The sequence below is a fragment of the Nocardia sp. CA-120079 genome, from assembly GCF_050955745.1.
In the GTDB taxonomy this organism is placed as follows: Bacteria; Actinomycetota; Actinomycetes; order Mycobacteriales; family Mycobacteriaceae; genus Nocardia.
The window spans coordinates 2,906,480-2,921,256 of sequence record NZ_CP192088.1 but is presented as its reverse complement, the minus strand read 5'-3'; the positions used below and the strand labels follow the sequence as shown (position 1 = coordinate 2,921,256).

Sequence of the window (14,777 nt, the reverse complement as noted above, 5' to 3'; positions counted from 1 at the left end):
ATGCGCGCGGTGATCTGCCCGGCCTACGGGCCGCCTGAGGTCGTGCGAATCGAAGACCGTGCGGCGCCCACACTCGAATCGGGACAGGTTCGAGTGCGCGTCGGCGCGGCCGCGGTCAATTTCCCGGATGTCCTGGTGATCGCGGGCGAATATCAGATCAAGGTGCCGACACCGTTCGTGCCCGGCAGCGAATTCGCCGGTGCGGTCACCGAAACCGCCGACGACGTCACCGAATTCGCCATCGGCGACCGGGTCACCGGCACCGGGATCGTCGGGGCGTTCGCGGAAGAAGTCACCGTGCCCGCCGCGGGACTCGGCCGCATCCCCGACGGAGTCGACGACCACCGTGCGGCCGCGTTCGGCGTCGCATATCGGACGGCGTATCACACACTGCGTTCGGTGGCCCGGGTGCAGCCCGGGGACCGGCTGCTCGTACTCGGGGCCGGTGGCGGAGTCGGACTTGCGGCGGTGCAACTCGGGGTGCATCTGGGCGCCGAGGTCACCGCCGTCGCGTCCTCCGCCGAAAAGCTCGGCGCCGCAGCCGCGCACGGTGCCACCGGACTGATCGACCACACCAGTGGTGACCTGCGCGCGGCGCTGAAGCAAGCACTGCCCGAAGGCGCCCATGCCGTCGTCGACCCGGTCGGCGGGCGACTATCCGAGCCCGCGCTGCGGTCGCTGCGCCGCGGCGGGCGGTTCGTCACCGTCGGCTTCGCCTCCGGCGAGATTCCGCGGATTCCGCTGAATCTGGTGCTGGTCAAGGGAATTCACGTGCTGGGTTTCCAATTCCAAGACCTGGACCCGGCCGAATTCCGCCGCAACGAGGATGAACTGCGGGAGCTGTTGACCACCGGCCGGGTACTTCCGCATATCAGCGCGGTGTATCCGTTCACCGAGGCTGCCACCGCACTACGGCGCGTCGCCGATGGGCAGGTCATCGGCAAAATCCTGCTCGATCCGAAGGCATAGCCCGACGCGACGAAACCTGTTGACCACCAACCCGAGCCACATTGGCCAGGTCGACGACGCGATCGGCACGTAGCGAAGCGAGTGCCGCGACGCGCAAACAACCGCGACCGGATCAACGTGGGCAAGATCTGCGCCGAAGCCGCCGTACGGTGGGCGATGCACCTTACGCGATGAACTCATCGAGAGTGTCGGCCTCGACGGCGCGCTCGAACCAGGTGGTCATCTGGTCAAGGTCTGTGCAAGTAGTAATACGGGCACGCACATCGTCGGGTACCGGAAACTCACGCAGTTCCAAGATCCGCAAGATGGATACGGCCCAAATTTTGACCTCAGCTTTCGCGCGGCCTTCAGCACGGCCCGCAGCACGGATTGCCTGCCACCACTCAGAACGAAAGAACCACGTGGGCACCGCCATCAACAACCCCCTGTGCAGTAGTGCGTCCTACGCGAAGAGGTCGTCGATGGAGTCCGCCTTGGCAGCGCGCCTTAACCAGGTAGCCAGTTGGTCGACGTCCGTGCAGGTGACGATCCTTGTGCGTACGTCGTCCGGTACTGCAATCTCACGGACTTCCAAGATCTCAACGATGTCTGCGGCACGGGTCTCCGCACGGGTCTCCGCACGGGTCTGCGCACGCGTTTCCTCCCAGAACTCCGAACGGAAGAACGAAGTATCCACGGTCATCAACTGCCTCCAGGTCTGTCCGGCCGGGCCTTTGCCCAATCCGAGTGCGGTTAGTTCGGCAAAGATCACGCGATCGGGTTTATCGATGCTGCGCAGTGCGGTGGCCAGCGTGCTCATTATGTCACCGATGACGGAATCGTCGTCGGCGTGTGTGATAGCCGAGAGCGTCGCGAGCGGAATATCTTTGACGGCGGCGTCCAGGTCGATTACCACGGGAACATTGTCCGGGCCGAATACCAGTGGGTGAACGGTGAGGCTGGTCCATTGCGGTGGGCCGATGGTGAGTGGCCCACGGGCCCAAGTTGCCGTGGAAGTGTCCTGGCAGACGACCAGCAGCACAGGGTGCAGCCGGTATTTGGCGTGCAGGTGCGCCAAGTAGTACGCCCAGGAGCTTGGCTTCTTCTTGTCCTCGTGCCCCTGGGCTTCGACGAGCAGCAGGAAGGCTCCTTCCGCAGTCTCTATCCGCAGTAGGGTATCGACGCGACGCTCCAACGGGTCGATCTCGGTGAGATCGGTCGGCAGCAGCGCGACATCGATCGGATCCGAAAACGGCAGTCCCAGATCGCGGATCGTACGGGCGAATACGCCCGGATCCTGTCGGAAGAGGTGGTGCATAGCCTCATGCTGGGAGCTGACCATGCGCGCGACCGTACTCGAATGAATCGCAAATATGTTCGATTAAGCGATATCGGTCCAGAATCGCCGGAATAGCTTGGGACTCACCGGGTGTCGTCCCGTGTGGCGCCCTTGGCGATTCCACGGGACGCCACCGCGCAGCCACCCGGCAGATCCACACATTTCAGAAGGTCACTCACCCAACGGGAAGCAGATCGGCCGCCAGGTGATCCTGGGTTTCACTGCAGCGGAACATCTCCACATCCTCGAGCAGGTCGACGGGCTGTCCCAGCGCCGCCAGTGCCCGTGCCTTGAACGCTCGCGCCGCAACGCTGAGCCGATGCTGCACTCCCTCGGTGCGGCAATCGAGTTCACTCGGACAGGCAGCACCCCACACCGTCACTTCGAACGACCGATCCTCGATATTCTTCAGGACCCCCTGGCGGACTCGCGGATCGGATTCGAAAAGCTCTGCGGCGATCGCCATTCCGTTCGGCCACACACCCGCATCCGATAGCGATGCCATCGAGGACTCCAGATCGAGCACGGTTGCCCCGAGGATCCGCAGCGGTCGGATATCGGCGACGTCGCCCACGCAGACCGTCACCTCCCACCCGGCCATCGCCCGGTCGAATAGCCAACCTCCCGAGTACCGCACCACATCGGCGATATCGGGGGCGATGACCGCCAGCCGATATCTCAGAGGGTGCTTGCGGGCATGAGCTCGCGCTCGAGCGAGCGGACGTACTCCGTGAATACCCGGTTCAGTGGTATCGAGGGGTCGAGCAGCCATGAGGTTTCCATCCCGTTGAGAAAGGCGACTATCTCCACAGCCTTGACGGCAGGGTCCAGATCGGTGCGGTAGCGGCCTGCGCGCTGGCCGCGGCGGATGCCGCCGGCGACGGTCGCGACGGCGTTTCGGTACCGACCGAGTAGGCGATCGTGCAGCGGCGCGTCCGGGTCGAGATTCTCCACGAGCAGCACGGTGAACATGCCGACCAGATCCGGTGAACGCCGGAATCGGTCGACGACGTTTTCGAGCTGCTCGATCAGATCGCGACGGCGGTCGGAATGGAGTTCGTCATCGGTGTCGCGCGCCTCGATTACCGCATGCAGCAGCTGTTCCTTGGACTCGAAGTGATGCAGCACCCCGGCCGTACTGACTCCGGCCTCCCGCGCGATCTGCGCCAGCGTCGTATTACGCCAGCCGTTGCGCGTGAGCAGTCGCTGCGCGACGGCGAGAATCTGCAGCTTGCGGTACTCGCCTTTGGCGAGCAACGTCTCATATGGCCGAGGGGCAGTGGCTTCGGGATCGGACACCGAACTCCTTCGTTCGATCAACCTACTTAAGACACAGTAGGTTGGTTTCGAGACTGTGACAAGGGTCTCAGGTGGCCCAATTTTTGCGCTGGATCACAGGCCGAGAGATTTGGCTATGATCATTTTCATCACCTCACTGGTACCGGCATAGATGCGGGCGACACGCGCATCGGCGTAGAGCCGGGCGATCGGATATTCCGTCATGTAGCCGTAGCCGCCGAACAGTTGCAGGCAGCGATCGACCACCCGCGCCTGCACCTCGGTGCAGAACAGCTTGACCCGCGCGGCATCGGCGCCCGAGAGCTGCCCCTCGACCAATTCCAGCACCGCGCGATCGACCATGGTCTGGGCCGCCTCCACCTCCGTCGACAGCGCGGCCAGCTCGAATTTCGTGTTCTGGTAGGCCGCCACCGGCTGGCCGAAAACCTTGCGCTGCCGCACATATTCGATGGTGGCGGTGATCGCGGACCTGGCCTGCGCCACCGATCCGACGGCGACCGTTATTCGCTCCTGGGCGAGGTTGTGACCGAGATAGGCGAACGCCTGCCCCTCCGCGCCGAGCCGGTTCGTGACCGGCACGCGCACATTGTCGAATGCCAGTTCCACCGTGTCCTGCACCTTGCAGCCCAGCTTGTCCAGGACCCGACCCTTGGTGAATCCGGTTCGGCCGCTTTCCACCACGATCAGGCTCAGGCCCGCGCGCCGGTTATCCGGATCGGATGACGTGCGGGCCACCACGATCACCAGATCCGCGAGTAGACCACCGGTGATGAAGGTCTTGGCGCCGTTGAGGATGTACTCCTCGCCATCGCGAACCGCGGTGGTGCGCACACCGGCCAGATCGGAGCCGGTGCCCGGCTCGGTCATGGCGATCGCGGTCAGCAGTTTGCCGCAGGCCAGACCCGGAAACCAGCGCTCGCGCTGTTCGACATCGGCGTATTCCAAGAAATAGGGCAGGATCACGTCGATCTGGGTGCGGACGGTACTGAGCGTGACGAGCGCGCGGTAGGCCTCCTCCTGCAGCACGGCATTGAACCGGTAGTCCCGCATGCCGCCGCCCCCGTATTCCTCGGGGATCGCGGTGCCGAGCAAGCCGAGTTCGCCCATCCGCTCGAAGATTTCGCGCGGCATCTGACCGGCCCGCTCCCAGTCCGGGTAGTGCGGCACCACCTCCTTATCGATGAATTCGCGGGCCAGCTGCCGGAATGCCTCGTGGTCCGGGGTGAAAATATCTCGGCGCACGCTCGCTCCTTCAGTGCACGAGTTCGACGACGGTGGCGTTGGCGGTGCCGCCGCCCTCGCACATTGTCTGCAGGCCGTAGCGAATTCCGTTGTCGCGCATGTGGTGGATCATCCGCGTCATCAGCACGGCGCCGGAACCGCCGAGCGGGTGGCCGAGGGCGATCGCGCCGCCCAGCGGATTGAGCAGGTCCGGGTCGGCACCGGTTTCGGCCAACCACGCCAACGGGATCGGGGCGAATGCCTCGTTCACCTCGAAGACGCCGACCTCGGACAGATCGATACCGGCCTTGCGCAATACCTGCTCGGTGGCCGGAATCGGACCGGTCAGCATGAGTACCGGGTCGGCGCCGGTGACCGCACCGGCCCGATACCGCACCAGCGGCGTCAGCCCCAACTCGCGCGCCTTTTCCGCGGTCGTCACCAACAGCGCCGCGGCGCCGTCGGAGATCTGCGACGAATTACCGGCATGGATAACACCATCGGCCTGGAAGGCGGGTTTGAGCCCGGCCAGTTTCTCGACCGTGCTGCCCGGCCGGATGCCCTCGTCGGCGCTCACCGTCCCGGAATCGGTTGCGACGGCGACGATCTGCTCCTCGAATGCGCCGCGGTCCTGAGCGGCGGCGGCCCGTTCGTGCGACAGCACCGAGAACTCATCGAGCCGGGCGCGGTCGAAACCCCATTTCTGCGCGATCAATTCGGCGGAGATGCCCTGGTTGAACGCGAAATTGTCGTAGCGGGCAAGAGCTTTCGGGCCGTAGGGCATGCCGTCGGCGCGCGCGGCGCCCAGCGGCACCCGGCTCATCACCTCGACACCGCCCGCGACCACGACCTCCTGCGCACCGGACGCCACCGCCTGCGCGGCGAAATCCAGCGCCTGCTGGCTGGATCCGCAGGCCCGGTTCACCGTGGTGCCCGGAATGGTTTCCGGCCAGCCCGCGGCGAGCACCGCGTAGCGCCCGATATTGCTGGACTGGTCGCCGACCTGGGAGACACAGCCCCAGATGACGTCGTCGATGACCGCCGGGTCGATGCCGGTGCGGCCCGCCAGCGCATTGAGCACGATCGCCGACAGATCGGCGGGATGCGTACCCGACAGTCCGCCATTGCGTTTGCCGATCGCGGTCCGCACCGCTCCGGCGATGACTACCTCACGCATCTGCTGTACTCCCGTTTTCGGACCGGCCCGCGCCGCGGACCGGTGGTCTGTGCACGGTCCAGCGACCGTCGAACTGCGGTTCTCGTTTCTCGGCGAAGGCCGCGAATGCCTCCGGGGCGTCCGAGGTGGCGAAATTGAGGCCCTGCGCGGCGGCCTCCCCGGCGAGCGCTTCGCGCAGGGTGTGATCGGCACCCGTGTTGAGCAGTGCCTTGGTTTGTGCCAGCGCCACCGGCGGGCCCGCCGCCAGCCGCGCGGCGAGATCGGTGACGTAGGAGTCGATTTCGTCCTCGGGAGCCACCCAGGTCACCAGGTTCAGTTCCCGCGCCTGTTCGGCGTCGATCATTTCGCCCAGCAATGCCAACCGCTTGGCCTGTTGCAGCCCGACCAGTTTCGGTAGCAGCCACGAGCCGCCCAGATCCAGCGAAAGGCCGCGGCGGGCGAAGATCTGCGAGAAACGGGATTCGGGCGTGGCGACCACCAGATCGCAGCCCAGCGCCAGATTCCATCCGGCGCCGACGGCAACGCCGCTGACCTTCGCGACCGTCGGCATCGGCAGCTCGTGCAGCAGCAGCGCCACATCGGTCAATGCCCGCATGCGATAGACCGGATGCCCGTTATCGGGCACCGATATGTCGGCGCCGGAACAGAAAGCGCCACCGGCCCCGGTGAGCACCAGCGCTCGCACGGTGCGATCGGCCGCGGCGGCCCGCAGCGCATCCGCCAGCGCCTGCCACAGCTCGGCATCGATCGCGTTCTTGCGATCAGGCCGATTCAGGGTCAAGGTTCGTACGCCGTCACGATCCTCGGTCAGCAGCGACCTCAGCATGCCCGCTCCGCCGGCTGCCGATATGCCGCACCGATTGCACCTGCCTCGCGGAGTTCGGCGATATCCTCACCGCCGCAGCCGATTTCGGCCAGCACCGCGTCGGTGTGCTCGCCGAGACCGGGAACCGCGCCCATGGGCGGATCGAAACCGTCGACAATGGCCGGTGGCAGCAGCGACGGAATCGGGCCGGACGGGGTGTCGATGTTGCGCCACCGATCGCGGGCCGACAGCTGCGGGTGGGCGATGACCTCGCTGGGCAGGTTGTAGCGCGAGTTGCCGATCCCGGCGGCGTCGGCGAGTTCTTGAATCCGTGCGAGATCGTGTCGGGCGCACCAGGATCCGATGGCCTCGTCGAGAATGTCGCGCCGCTTACAGCGTTCCGGATTGGTGCGCAGGCCCTCGTCGTCGGCCAGGTCGGGGCGGTCGATGATGTCGCGGGCCAGCCGCTGCCACTCCCGATCATTGGTGGTGCCGAGCACCACGGTCTGTCCGTCCGCGGTGCGGTAGGCGCCGTAGGGCGCGACCGCCGCCGAGCTCATGCCCAGCGGTTGCATATCGATTCCGGAGTGCCTGGCATAGGTGAGGTGATAGCCCATCACATCGGCCATGGTGTCGAACAGGCTGACCGCGATCGTCGCGCCCGCATCCGATCCCCGGCGCTGTCGTCCGCACAGCGAGGCCAGAATCGACAGCGCCGCATACTGGCCCGTGATGACATCGGCCATCGGTGGGCCCGGTTTCGCCGGGGCATCCGGATATCCGGTGACCGCGCACACCCCCGATTCGGCCTGCACCAGCAGGTCGTAGGCGCGCTTGTGCGACAGCGGCCCACCCGAGCCGAATCCGTCGATCGATACCGCGATCAGATCCGGGTGCCGCTCGGCCAGGTCCGCCGGTGCGAGACCGAGCCGGTCGGCCGCACCGGGCGCAAGATTCGATACCAGTACCTCGGCCCGATCCAGCAGGCGATGCAGGATCGCCACGCCCGCAGGCGTTTTCAGGTCGAGGGTCACCGATTCCTTGCCGCGGTTGACCCAGACGAAGTGCGCCGCCTGCCCCTCGACGACATCGTCGTAGTACCGGGCGAAGTCGCCGCCGTCCGGATTTTCGATCTTGATCACGCGGGCGCCGAAATCGGCGAGTGTGCGGGTGCACATCGGCGCCGACACCGCCTGTTCCAGGGCGACGACCGTGATACCCGCCAATGGTCCCTGCGCCGTATCCGGCATCACATCACCATGCCGCCGTCCACCGGCAGCACCTGCCCGGTGACGAACGAGGCGGCATCGGAGGCGAGGAAGACGAACGCGCCGGCCACCTCAGCGGGATCGGCCCAGCGCCGCAACGGAATTCGGTTCAGCATCTGCGCCGCGAACTTGTCGCCGGTGCGAATGGTCTCGGTCATCGGCGTGGCCGCCAGCGGCGCCAGCGCGTTCACCAGGATGTTCTTGCGCGCCAATTCGCGAGCAAGGGATTTGGTGATGCCGATGATGGCCGCCTTGGCCGCGGAGTAGTTGACCTGCCCCAGCGTGCCGACCAGCCCGGCCGACGAGGTGACGTTGATGATGCGCCCGGTGCCATCGGTCGGCAGGTACGGCAAGGCCGCCTGCGAGCAGTTGAAGGTGCCCAGCGTGTGGATCTCGAACAGGCGCCGCATCGAGTCGACATCGGTATCGGCGAACATGTGCGGATCGGTGACCCCGGCGTTGTTCACCACGATATGCAGTGTGCCGCCGGCCAATTCGGCCGCCTTGGCCGCGGCGGCGTCGGCGGCCGCCCGGTCGGACACGTCGAGGGCAAAACTCGCCGCGCTACCACCGTTTCCGATGATCTTCTCGGCGACGGCCGCGGCGGCCTCCGCATCGACGTCGGTGACCAGTACCGCCGCGCCCTGCGCGGCCAGGGCCTGTGCCACCGCGGAGCCGATGCCGCCTGCCGCGCCGGTGACCATTGCGGCCCGCCCGGTCAGCTCGAAAAGTCCGTTCTTGGCTGCCATTCGGTAATTTCCTGCCTCTGCTAATAGCTTCTGGGTAGGCCCAGCGTGTGGGAGCCCAGGTAGTTCAGAATCATTTCCTGGCTGATCGGGGCGATCCGCATGACGCGGGACTCCCGGAAATAGCGGGATACGTTGTATTCCTCGGCGTAACCCATACCGCCGTGGGTCTGCAGCGCCCGGTCTGCCGCGGTGAATCCCGCGTCGGCGCACAGATATTTGGCGGTATTCGCCTCGCGTCCGCACGATTTCCCGTTGTCGTAGAGCCAGGTCGCCTTGCGCAGCACCAATTCCGCGGCATCCAGGTGAGCCAGTGAATCGGCCAGTGGGAATTGGATGCCCTGGTTCATGCCGATCGGCCTGCCGAATACCACGCGCTCCTTGGCATATTTCGTGGCGCGGTCGAGTGCGACCCGTCCCAGCCCGAGTGCCTCGGCGGCGATCAGCATGCGCTCGGGATTCAGGCCGTCGAGCAGATAGCTGAATCCCTTGCCCTCCTCCCCCACTCGATCCTCGACGGGAATACGCAGTCCGTCGATGAACACCTCGTTGGAGGTGACGGCATTGCGGCCCATCTTCGTGATCGGCCGGATATCGACGTGCGCGCGATCGAGGTCGGTGAGGAACAGCGTCATGCCGTCGGTCTTCTTGGTGACCTCGTCGTAGCGCTGGGTGCGGGTCAGCAGCAGGATCTTCTCCGACTCCATCGCCTTGGAAATCCATACCTTGCGTCCGTTGACGACATAGTGGTCGCCATCGCGGCGCGCGAAGGTGGTGATGTGGGTTGTGTCCAGGCCCGCACCGGGTTCGGTGACGCCGAAGCAGACGTGCAGATCACCGCTGGCGATGCGCGGCAGCGTCCGCTGTTTCAACGCGGCGGACCCGTGCACGATCACCGGATGCATGCCGAAGATCGACATATGAATCGAGCTCGCGGCGTTCATACCGCCGCCCGATCGTGACACCTCCTCGGCCAGCAGTGTGGCCTCGGTGATGCCCAACCCGTGCCCGCCGTATTCCTCCGGGATCGTGATGCCCAGCCAGCCGCCCTCGGCGATGGCGTTGTAGAACTCCGTCGGGAATTCGTGCGCCTGGTCCTTTTCCATCCAGTACTGGTCGTCGAACTTGCGGCAGAGTTCGGCGACCGTGCTGCGGATCAGTTGCTGATCCTCGGTGAGTTCGAAACTCATGCCTCCGACGTTCGTGTCGTCGCGCACGGGGCAACCCCTTTCAGTCGGAGGCAGGCAGCGCTTTGGCGGCCTTCAAGGTCATCGCGGCCCCATCGCAGGTCAGCTCGCCGGTACCGGAACTGGTGCACAGCAACTCGACGGTTTCCGCCGCGTCGACATAGCGCTTCCCGATCAGCGTGACCGCATCCGCCCCAGCCGATTTCGCGGGCGGGGCCGACGCCGCGGGCACCATGGGCGCGCCACCGCACGCGATTTCGGGCCGAGCGTCGGCGGGCGCCCGGACCACCACCACCCGCGTGCCGCATACGGTGCTGGCGAACTGTTCACCTGGACGAATCGGCGCCGTCATGGTGAATCTCCTTTCCGCTCAGGCGATCCCCGAAGCGATCGCATCGAAGGACCGACGGAACACGCATTTCGTCGCGCTCTCGCTATTAGAAAACTATATTCTCTTCTTTGGAGAATCAACATCTGATCGGAAGATGAGCATGACTGAGCAGCGACGAGCACGGGCGATCGCGATGACCGCCGCCGAACGAGACGCCTTCCTGCAGAGCCAGCCGATCTGCCGGGTCGCCACCCTCGGCCCCGGCGGACACCCACATACGAGCCCACTGTGGTTCGCCTGGGACGGCACCGCCCTGTGGCTCAACTCGCTGGTGCGCAGCCAGCGGTGGACCGATATCACCCGCGATCCACGAATCAGCGCGATCGTCGACGACGGCGGGACCGACTTCCTGCAGCTGCGCGGCGTCGAACTGCGCGGACGCGTCGAAGTGGTCGGCGAAACGCCGCGCACCGGCACACCGGTCGAGGAACTCACCGAACCGGAGCGGCTGTTCGCCGACAAGTACATGGGCGGGCAGCCGTTTCGCTACGACGGTCGCCACGGCTGGCTGCGTCTGACGCCGGAACACGTCGTCAGCTGGGATTTCGCCCGGTTACAACGCCGACGTTGACTATCGCATCCGTCCATGGAAATCTAGTGTTCAGTTTTGGAGAATCTAATTCTCACGAAAGGAGGACAGGAATGCGTCTGCCGCCGTTGCCCGCGGACGAATGGGACGACCGGACCCGCCACGCCTTCAAGGGGCTACTGCCGCGCGCGATCCGCAACGCGGAAGGGGCAGGCCCCGCCATGGGACCGCTGGCCCGGCACCCGGACCTGACCGAGGCCTATCTCGGATTCAGCGTCTATCTGCTGTTCCGGTCCACACTGCCGCCCCGGGTGCGCGAGTTGACGATCCTGCGGGTCGCCCACCGGCGCGGCTGTGCCTACGAGTGGGCCCATCATCTGCAGTTCGGCCAGGATGCCGGACTGACCCTCGACGAGATCGAGGCCGTCACCCGCGGGGAGGCCGCCGACGACTTCGACCGCCTCGTCCTCACCGCCGTCGACGAACTCGACGACAAATCCGAACTGTCCGACCAGACCTGGGCGGCACTTGCCGAACGACTCGATGAAAAGCAGCGCATGGACCTGGTTTTCACGGTCGGCGGCTACATCCTGCTGGCCATCGCGCTCAACACCTTCGGCGTACAGCCCGACCCTGAAAGGTAAATCCCTTGCCACACTTCACCAAACCGACGGCGGGCAGCTGGACGGAGAACTATCCCGAGCTCGGCACCGAAACGGTCGACTTCACCGACTCGACCGATCCCCAGTTCTACAAGGACGAGCAGGAAGCCATCTTCAAGAAGAGCTGGCTCAATGTCGGCCGGGTGGAGCGGTTGCCCCGTGTCGGCAGCTATTTCACCAGGGAGCTGGCCTGCGTCAACGCATCGATGATCATCGTCAAGGACCACGATCAGCAGGTGCGGGCCTACTACAACATCTGCAGGCACCGCGGCAACAAACTGGTCTGGGACGACTTCCCGGGCGAGGAGACCGCCGGTAGCTGCAGGCAGTTCACCTGCAAATACCACGCCTGGCGCTACAGCCTCGAGGGCGAGGCCACCTTCGTGCAGCAGGAGAAGGAATTCTTCGACCTCGACAAGAGCAAGTTCGGGCTCAAGGCCGTGCGTTGCGAGGTGTGGGAAGGCTTCATCTTCATCAACCTCGACGACAACGCGCAGCCGCTGGAGGAATACCTCGGCGCATGGGCAAAAGGCCTGGAGGGCTACCCCTTCCACGAGATGACCGAGGTCTACAGCTACAAGGCCGAGATCGGCAGCAACTGGAAGCTGTTCATCGATGCCTTCGCCGAGTTCTACCACGCGCCGGTGCTGCATATGAAGCAGGCGGTCAAGGACGAGGCCGACAAGCTGCTCAATGTCGGCTTCGAGGCACTGCACTACGAGTGCTGGACCCCGCATTCGATGGTGTCCTCGTGGGGCGGTATGGCCCCGCCCAAGGACATCAATATGGTCAAGCCGATCGAGCGGGAGCTGCGCAGCGGCCTGTTCGGTCCGTGGGACCGTCCCGATATCGAGGGCCTGGATCCGCTGCCGTCCGGTGTCAACCCCGCAGGCCACAAGGCCTGGGGCATCGACGAATTCGAGGTCTTCCCCAACTTCGGCATCCTCATCTGGGCGCCGGGTTGGTACCTGACCTACCACTACTGGCCGACCGCGGTGAACAAGCACATCTTCGAGGCGAATCTGTACTTCGTGCCGTCGAAGACCGCGCGTGAACGTCTCGGCAAGGAGCTGGCGGCGGTCACTTTCAAGGAATACGCGCTGCAGGACGCCAACACCCTCGAGGCGACCCAGACCATGCTCGAGACCGGTGTGATCACCGAATTCCCGCTCAACGACCAGGAGGTGCTGCTGCGCCACCTGCACCTCACCGTTCAGAAGATCGTGAAGGAGTACCGCGATGCCCGAAACAACTGAGAAGGCGCTGCCCGCCGAATTCGCCGACCTGGAGCGGTTTTCGGACTGGATCCTGGCCACCGAACCCGAGCGTTACGCCAAGCGGCTCGCCTCCTCGATGGAGGAGATGCAGGACCTGTACGACACCACCTTCCCGCGCCTGCAGGCGGCGCTGGACTACTGCGACAAGTTCGAGTGGTCCGAACTGCCCGATGACGCCCGGCACCTGTTCCACCTGCTGCAGTCGCTGGTGATGGTGTCGTTCCCGATCGAGGTGTGGAAGCAGCCGCGGGTGCCCGACTCCGGTGCCGCCTACCTCGACGTGATCAAGGAGCCGGTGGTCTAGCCCATGCTGACACTGAAGGCGGCCGGTCTACTCGATATCGACACCGGCGAGATAATCCGACCCGGCATCGTTCGCATCGACGGCGATCGGATCATCGGCGTCGGCGCGACCGCGGACGACGCCGACGAGGTCATCGATCTCGGTGATGTGGTGCTGCTGCCCGGCCTGATGGATATGGAGGTCAACCTCCTCATGGGCGGGCGCGGCGAGACCGGCCTGGCCTCCAGTGTGAAAGACGATCCGGCACTGCGCATGCTGCGTGCGGTGGGCAACGCCCGCCGCACGCTACGGGCCGGTTTCACCACCGTGCGCAACCTCGGACTGTTCGTGAAGACCGGCGGCTATCTGCTGGATGTGGCGCTCGGCAAGGCGATCGACGCGGGCTGGATCGAGGGTCCGCGGATCGTCCCGGCCGGACACGCGATCACACCCACCGGTGGCCACCTGGATCCGACCATGTTCTCCGCCTTCGCGCCCGACGTGCTGAAGCTGACCCTCGAGGAGGGCATCGCCAATGGCGTCGACGAGGTGCGCAAGGCGGTGCGGTACCAGATCAAGCACGGCGCGCAGCTGATCAAGATCTGCGTCTCCGGTGGCGTCATGTCGCTCACCGGAGCACCTGGGGCGCAACACTATTCGGACGAGGAGCTGCGCGCGATCGTCGACGAGGCGCATCGGCGCGGGCTCAAGGTCGCCGCCCACACGCACGGGGCGGAGGCGGTCAAACATGCCGTCGACGCCGGAATCGACTGCATCGAGCACGGCTTCCTCATCGACGACGAAGCCATCGAGATGATGCTCGCGGCAGGCACCTGGTTGGTGCCGACCACCCGGCTCGCCGATGCGATGGATGTGTCGAAGGCGGATCCGGCACTGCAGGCCAAGGCCGCCGAGATGTTCCCGAAGGCCCGCACCTCGGTCAAGGCCGCCTACGACGCCGGAGTGAAGATCGCGGTCGGCACGGACGCGCCGGCGATCCCGCACGGCCGCAATGCCGATGAATTGGTGGCACTGGTCGAACGCGGCATGAGTCCGATCGACGTCCTGCGGGCGGCCACCGTGCGCGGGGCCGAACTGATCGGTGTCACCGACCGCGGCCGACTGGCCGAGGGGCAGCTGGCCGACATCATCGCCGTGCCGGGAGATCCGGTGCGCGACATCACCGTCACCCAGAACGTGCGGTTCGTCATGAAAGGCGGCAAGGTCCATGTCCAGAAATGATGATCTGCTGGAGATCCAGCAGCTGCTGGCCCGCTACGCGGTGACGATCACCAAGGGCGATATCGATGGCCTGCTCGCCGTATTCACCCCCGACGGCACCTACAGCGCATTCGGCGACACCTATACCCTCGACCTGTTCCCGGAGCTGGTCGCGGCCGCGCCGAAGGGGCTGTTCCTCACGGGCACACCGGTTCTCGATATCGACGGTGACACCGCGGCGGGGACCCAGCCGCTGTGCTTCATCGACCACAGCACCCACGATATGCGTATCGGCTACTACACCGACAGCATCGTGCGAACCGAAGCGGGATGGCGGCTGAAGACGCGCCGGATGACCTTCATCCGCCGCAGCGGCGTACACGATTCGGGCATCCCACACGCCTTCGAGAACACCCGCGGATGA

Annotated in this window: 18 protein-coding genes; 7 read left to right on the top strand and 11 right to left on the bottom strand. The window is 65.4% G+C overall.

Going from position 1 to position 14,777, the window contains the following annotated elements:
• Window positions 1–969, top strand: coding sequence for an NADPH:quinone oxidoreductase family protein (locus tag ACQPYR_RS13185; RefSeq protein WP_433631723.1), 969 nt, complete (start codon window positions 1–3; stop codon window positions 967–969).
• A gap of 163 nt (window positions 970–1,132) precedes the next feature.
• On the opposite strand, the gene ACQPYR_RS13180 is transcribed toward ACQPYR_RS13185, so the two are convergent.
• The 11 genes from ACQPYR_RS13180 to ACQPYR_RS13130 form a co-directional block, all read right to left on the bottom strand.
• Window positions 1,133–1,384 (bottom strand): hypothetical protein, encoded by a 252-nt coding sequence (locus ACQPYR_RS13180; RefSeq protein ID WP_433631720.1) that lies wholly within the window; start codon window positions 1,382–1,384, stop codon window positions 1,133–1,135.
• Between the two features lie 27 nt (window positions 1,385–1,411).
• A complete protein-coding gene (locus ACQPYR_RS13175; RefSeq protein ID WP_433631718.1) occupies window positions 1,412–2,290 on the bottom strand; it encodes a hypothetical protein in 879 nt (292 codons plus the stop codon).
• A 172-nt stretch (window positions 2,291–2,462) separates the two neighbouring features.
• The gene (locus tag ACQPYR_RS13170) at window positions 2,463–2,924 is read right to left on the bottom strand and encodes a hypothetical protein (protein ID WP_433631715.1); all 462 of its coding nucleotides are present in this window, start codon (window positions 2,922–2,924) and stop codon (window positions 2,463–2,465) included.
• A 41-nt stretch (window positions 2,925–2,965) separates the two neighbouring features.
• Entirely contained in the window at window positions 2,966–3,586 is a 621-nt protein-coding gene (locus ACQPYR_RS13165; RefSeq protein ID WP_433631713.1) for a TetR/AcrR family transcriptional regulator, read from the bottom strand.
• A 93-nt stretch (window positions 3,587–3,679) separates the two neighbouring features.
• A complete protein-coding gene (locus ACQPYR_RS13160) occupies window positions 3,680–4,828 on the bottom strand; it encodes an acyl-CoA dehydrogenase family protein (protein WP_433631710.1) in 1,149 nt (382 codons plus the stop codon).
• Window positions 4,829–4,838: 10 nt separating this feature from the next.
• Entirely contained in the window at window positions 4,839–5,984 is a 1,146-nt protein-coding gene (locus ACQPYR_RS13155) for a thiolase family protein (RefSeq protein ID WP_433631707.1), read from the bottom strand.
• Complete coding sequence (locus ACQPYR_RS13150) at window positions 5,977–6,810, bottom strand: enoyl-CoA hydratase/isomerase family protein (RefSeq protein WP_433631704.1); 834 nt, start codon at window positions 6,808–6,810, stop codon at window positions 5,977–5,979. Before ACQPYR_RS13150 ends, ACQPYR_RS13155 begins: the two co-directional genes overlap by 8 nt.
• Window positions 6,804–8,039 carry a CaiB/BaiF CoA transferase family protein gene (locus ACQPYR_RS13145; protein ID WP_433631701.1) on the bottom strand — a complete coding sequence of 412 codons (1,236 nt, stop codon included), beginning with the start codon at window positions 8,037–8,039 and terminating at the stop codon, window positions 6,804–6,806. The genes ACQPYR_RS13150 and ACQPYR_RS13145 overlap by 7 nt, the downstream gene beginning before the upstream one ends.
• Window positions 8,039–8,806: an SDR family NAD(P)-dependent oxidoreductase gene (locus ACQPYR_RS13140; RefSeq protein WP_433631698.1), complete on the bottom strand. Its 768-nt coding sequence runs from the start codon at window positions 8,804–8,806 to the stop codon at window positions 8,039–8,041. The genes ACQPYR_RS13145 and ACQPYR_RS13140 overlap by 1 nt, the downstream gene beginning before the upstream one ends.
• Window positions 8,807–8,826: 20 nt before the next feature.
• The gene (locus ACQPYR_RS13135; RefSeq protein ID WP_433631695.1) at window positions 8,827–9,993 is read right to left on the bottom strand and encodes an acyl-CoA dehydrogenase family protein; all 1,167 of its coding nucleotides are present in this window, start codon (window positions 9,991–9,993) and stop codon (window positions 8,827–8,829) included.
• A gap of 40 nt (window positions 9,994–10,033) precedes the next feature.
• Entirely contained in the window at window positions 10,034–10,342 is a 309-nt protein-coding gene (locus ACQPYR_RS13130; RefSeq protein WP_433631692.1) for a hypothetical protein, read from the bottom strand.
• 139 nt (window positions 10,343–10,481) lie between these two features.
• Between ACQPYR_RS13130 and ACQPYR_RS13125 the strand changes: the two genes are divergently transcribed.
• The 6 genes from ACQPYR_RS13125 (at window position 10,482) to ACQPYR_RS13100 (ending at window position 14,777) form a co-directional block, all read left to right on the top strand.
• A complete protein-coding gene (locus ACQPYR_RS13125; protein ID WP_433631689.1) occupies window positions 10,482–10,952 on the top strand; it encodes a pyridoxamine 5'-phosphate oxidase family protein in 471 nt (156 codons plus the stop codon).
• 71 nt (window positions 10,953–11,023) lie between these two features.
• Window positions 11,024–11,554, top strand: coding sequence for a carboxymuconolactone decarboxylase family protein (locus ACQPYR_RS13120; RefSeq protein WP_433631687.1), 531 nt, complete (start codon window positions 11,024–11,026; stop codon window positions 11,552–11,554).
• Window positions 11,555–11,559: 5 nt separating this feature from the next.
• Window positions 11,560–12,828, top strand: a complete 1,269-nt coding sequence (locus ACQPYR_RS13115; protein ID WP_433631685.1) for an aromatic ring-hydroxylating oxygenase subunit alpha — start codon at window positions 11,560–11,562, stop codon at window positions 12,826–12,828.
• Complete coding sequence (locus tag ACQPYR_RS13110) at window positions 12,812–13,153, top strand: hypothetical protein (protein ID WP_433631683.1); 342 nt, start codon at window positions 12,812–12,814, stop codon at window positions 13,151–13,153. Before ACQPYR_RS13115 ends, ACQPYR_RS13110 begins: the two co-directional genes overlap by 17 nt.
• A gap of 3 nt (window positions 13,154–13,156) precedes the next feature.
• Window positions 13,157–14,374, top strand: coding sequence for an amidohydrolase family protein (locus ACQPYR_RS13105; RefSeq protein WP_433631681.1), 1,218 nt, complete (start codon window positions 13,157–13,159; stop codon window positions 14,372–14,374).
• Window positions 14,361–14,777, top strand: coding sequence for a nuclear transport factor 2 family protein (locus ACQPYR_RS13100; protein ID WP_040700292.1), 417 nt, complete (start codon window positions 14,361–14,363; stop codon window positions 14,775–14,777). Before ACQPYR_RS13105 ends, ACQPYR_RS13100 begins: the two co-directional genes overlap by 14 nt.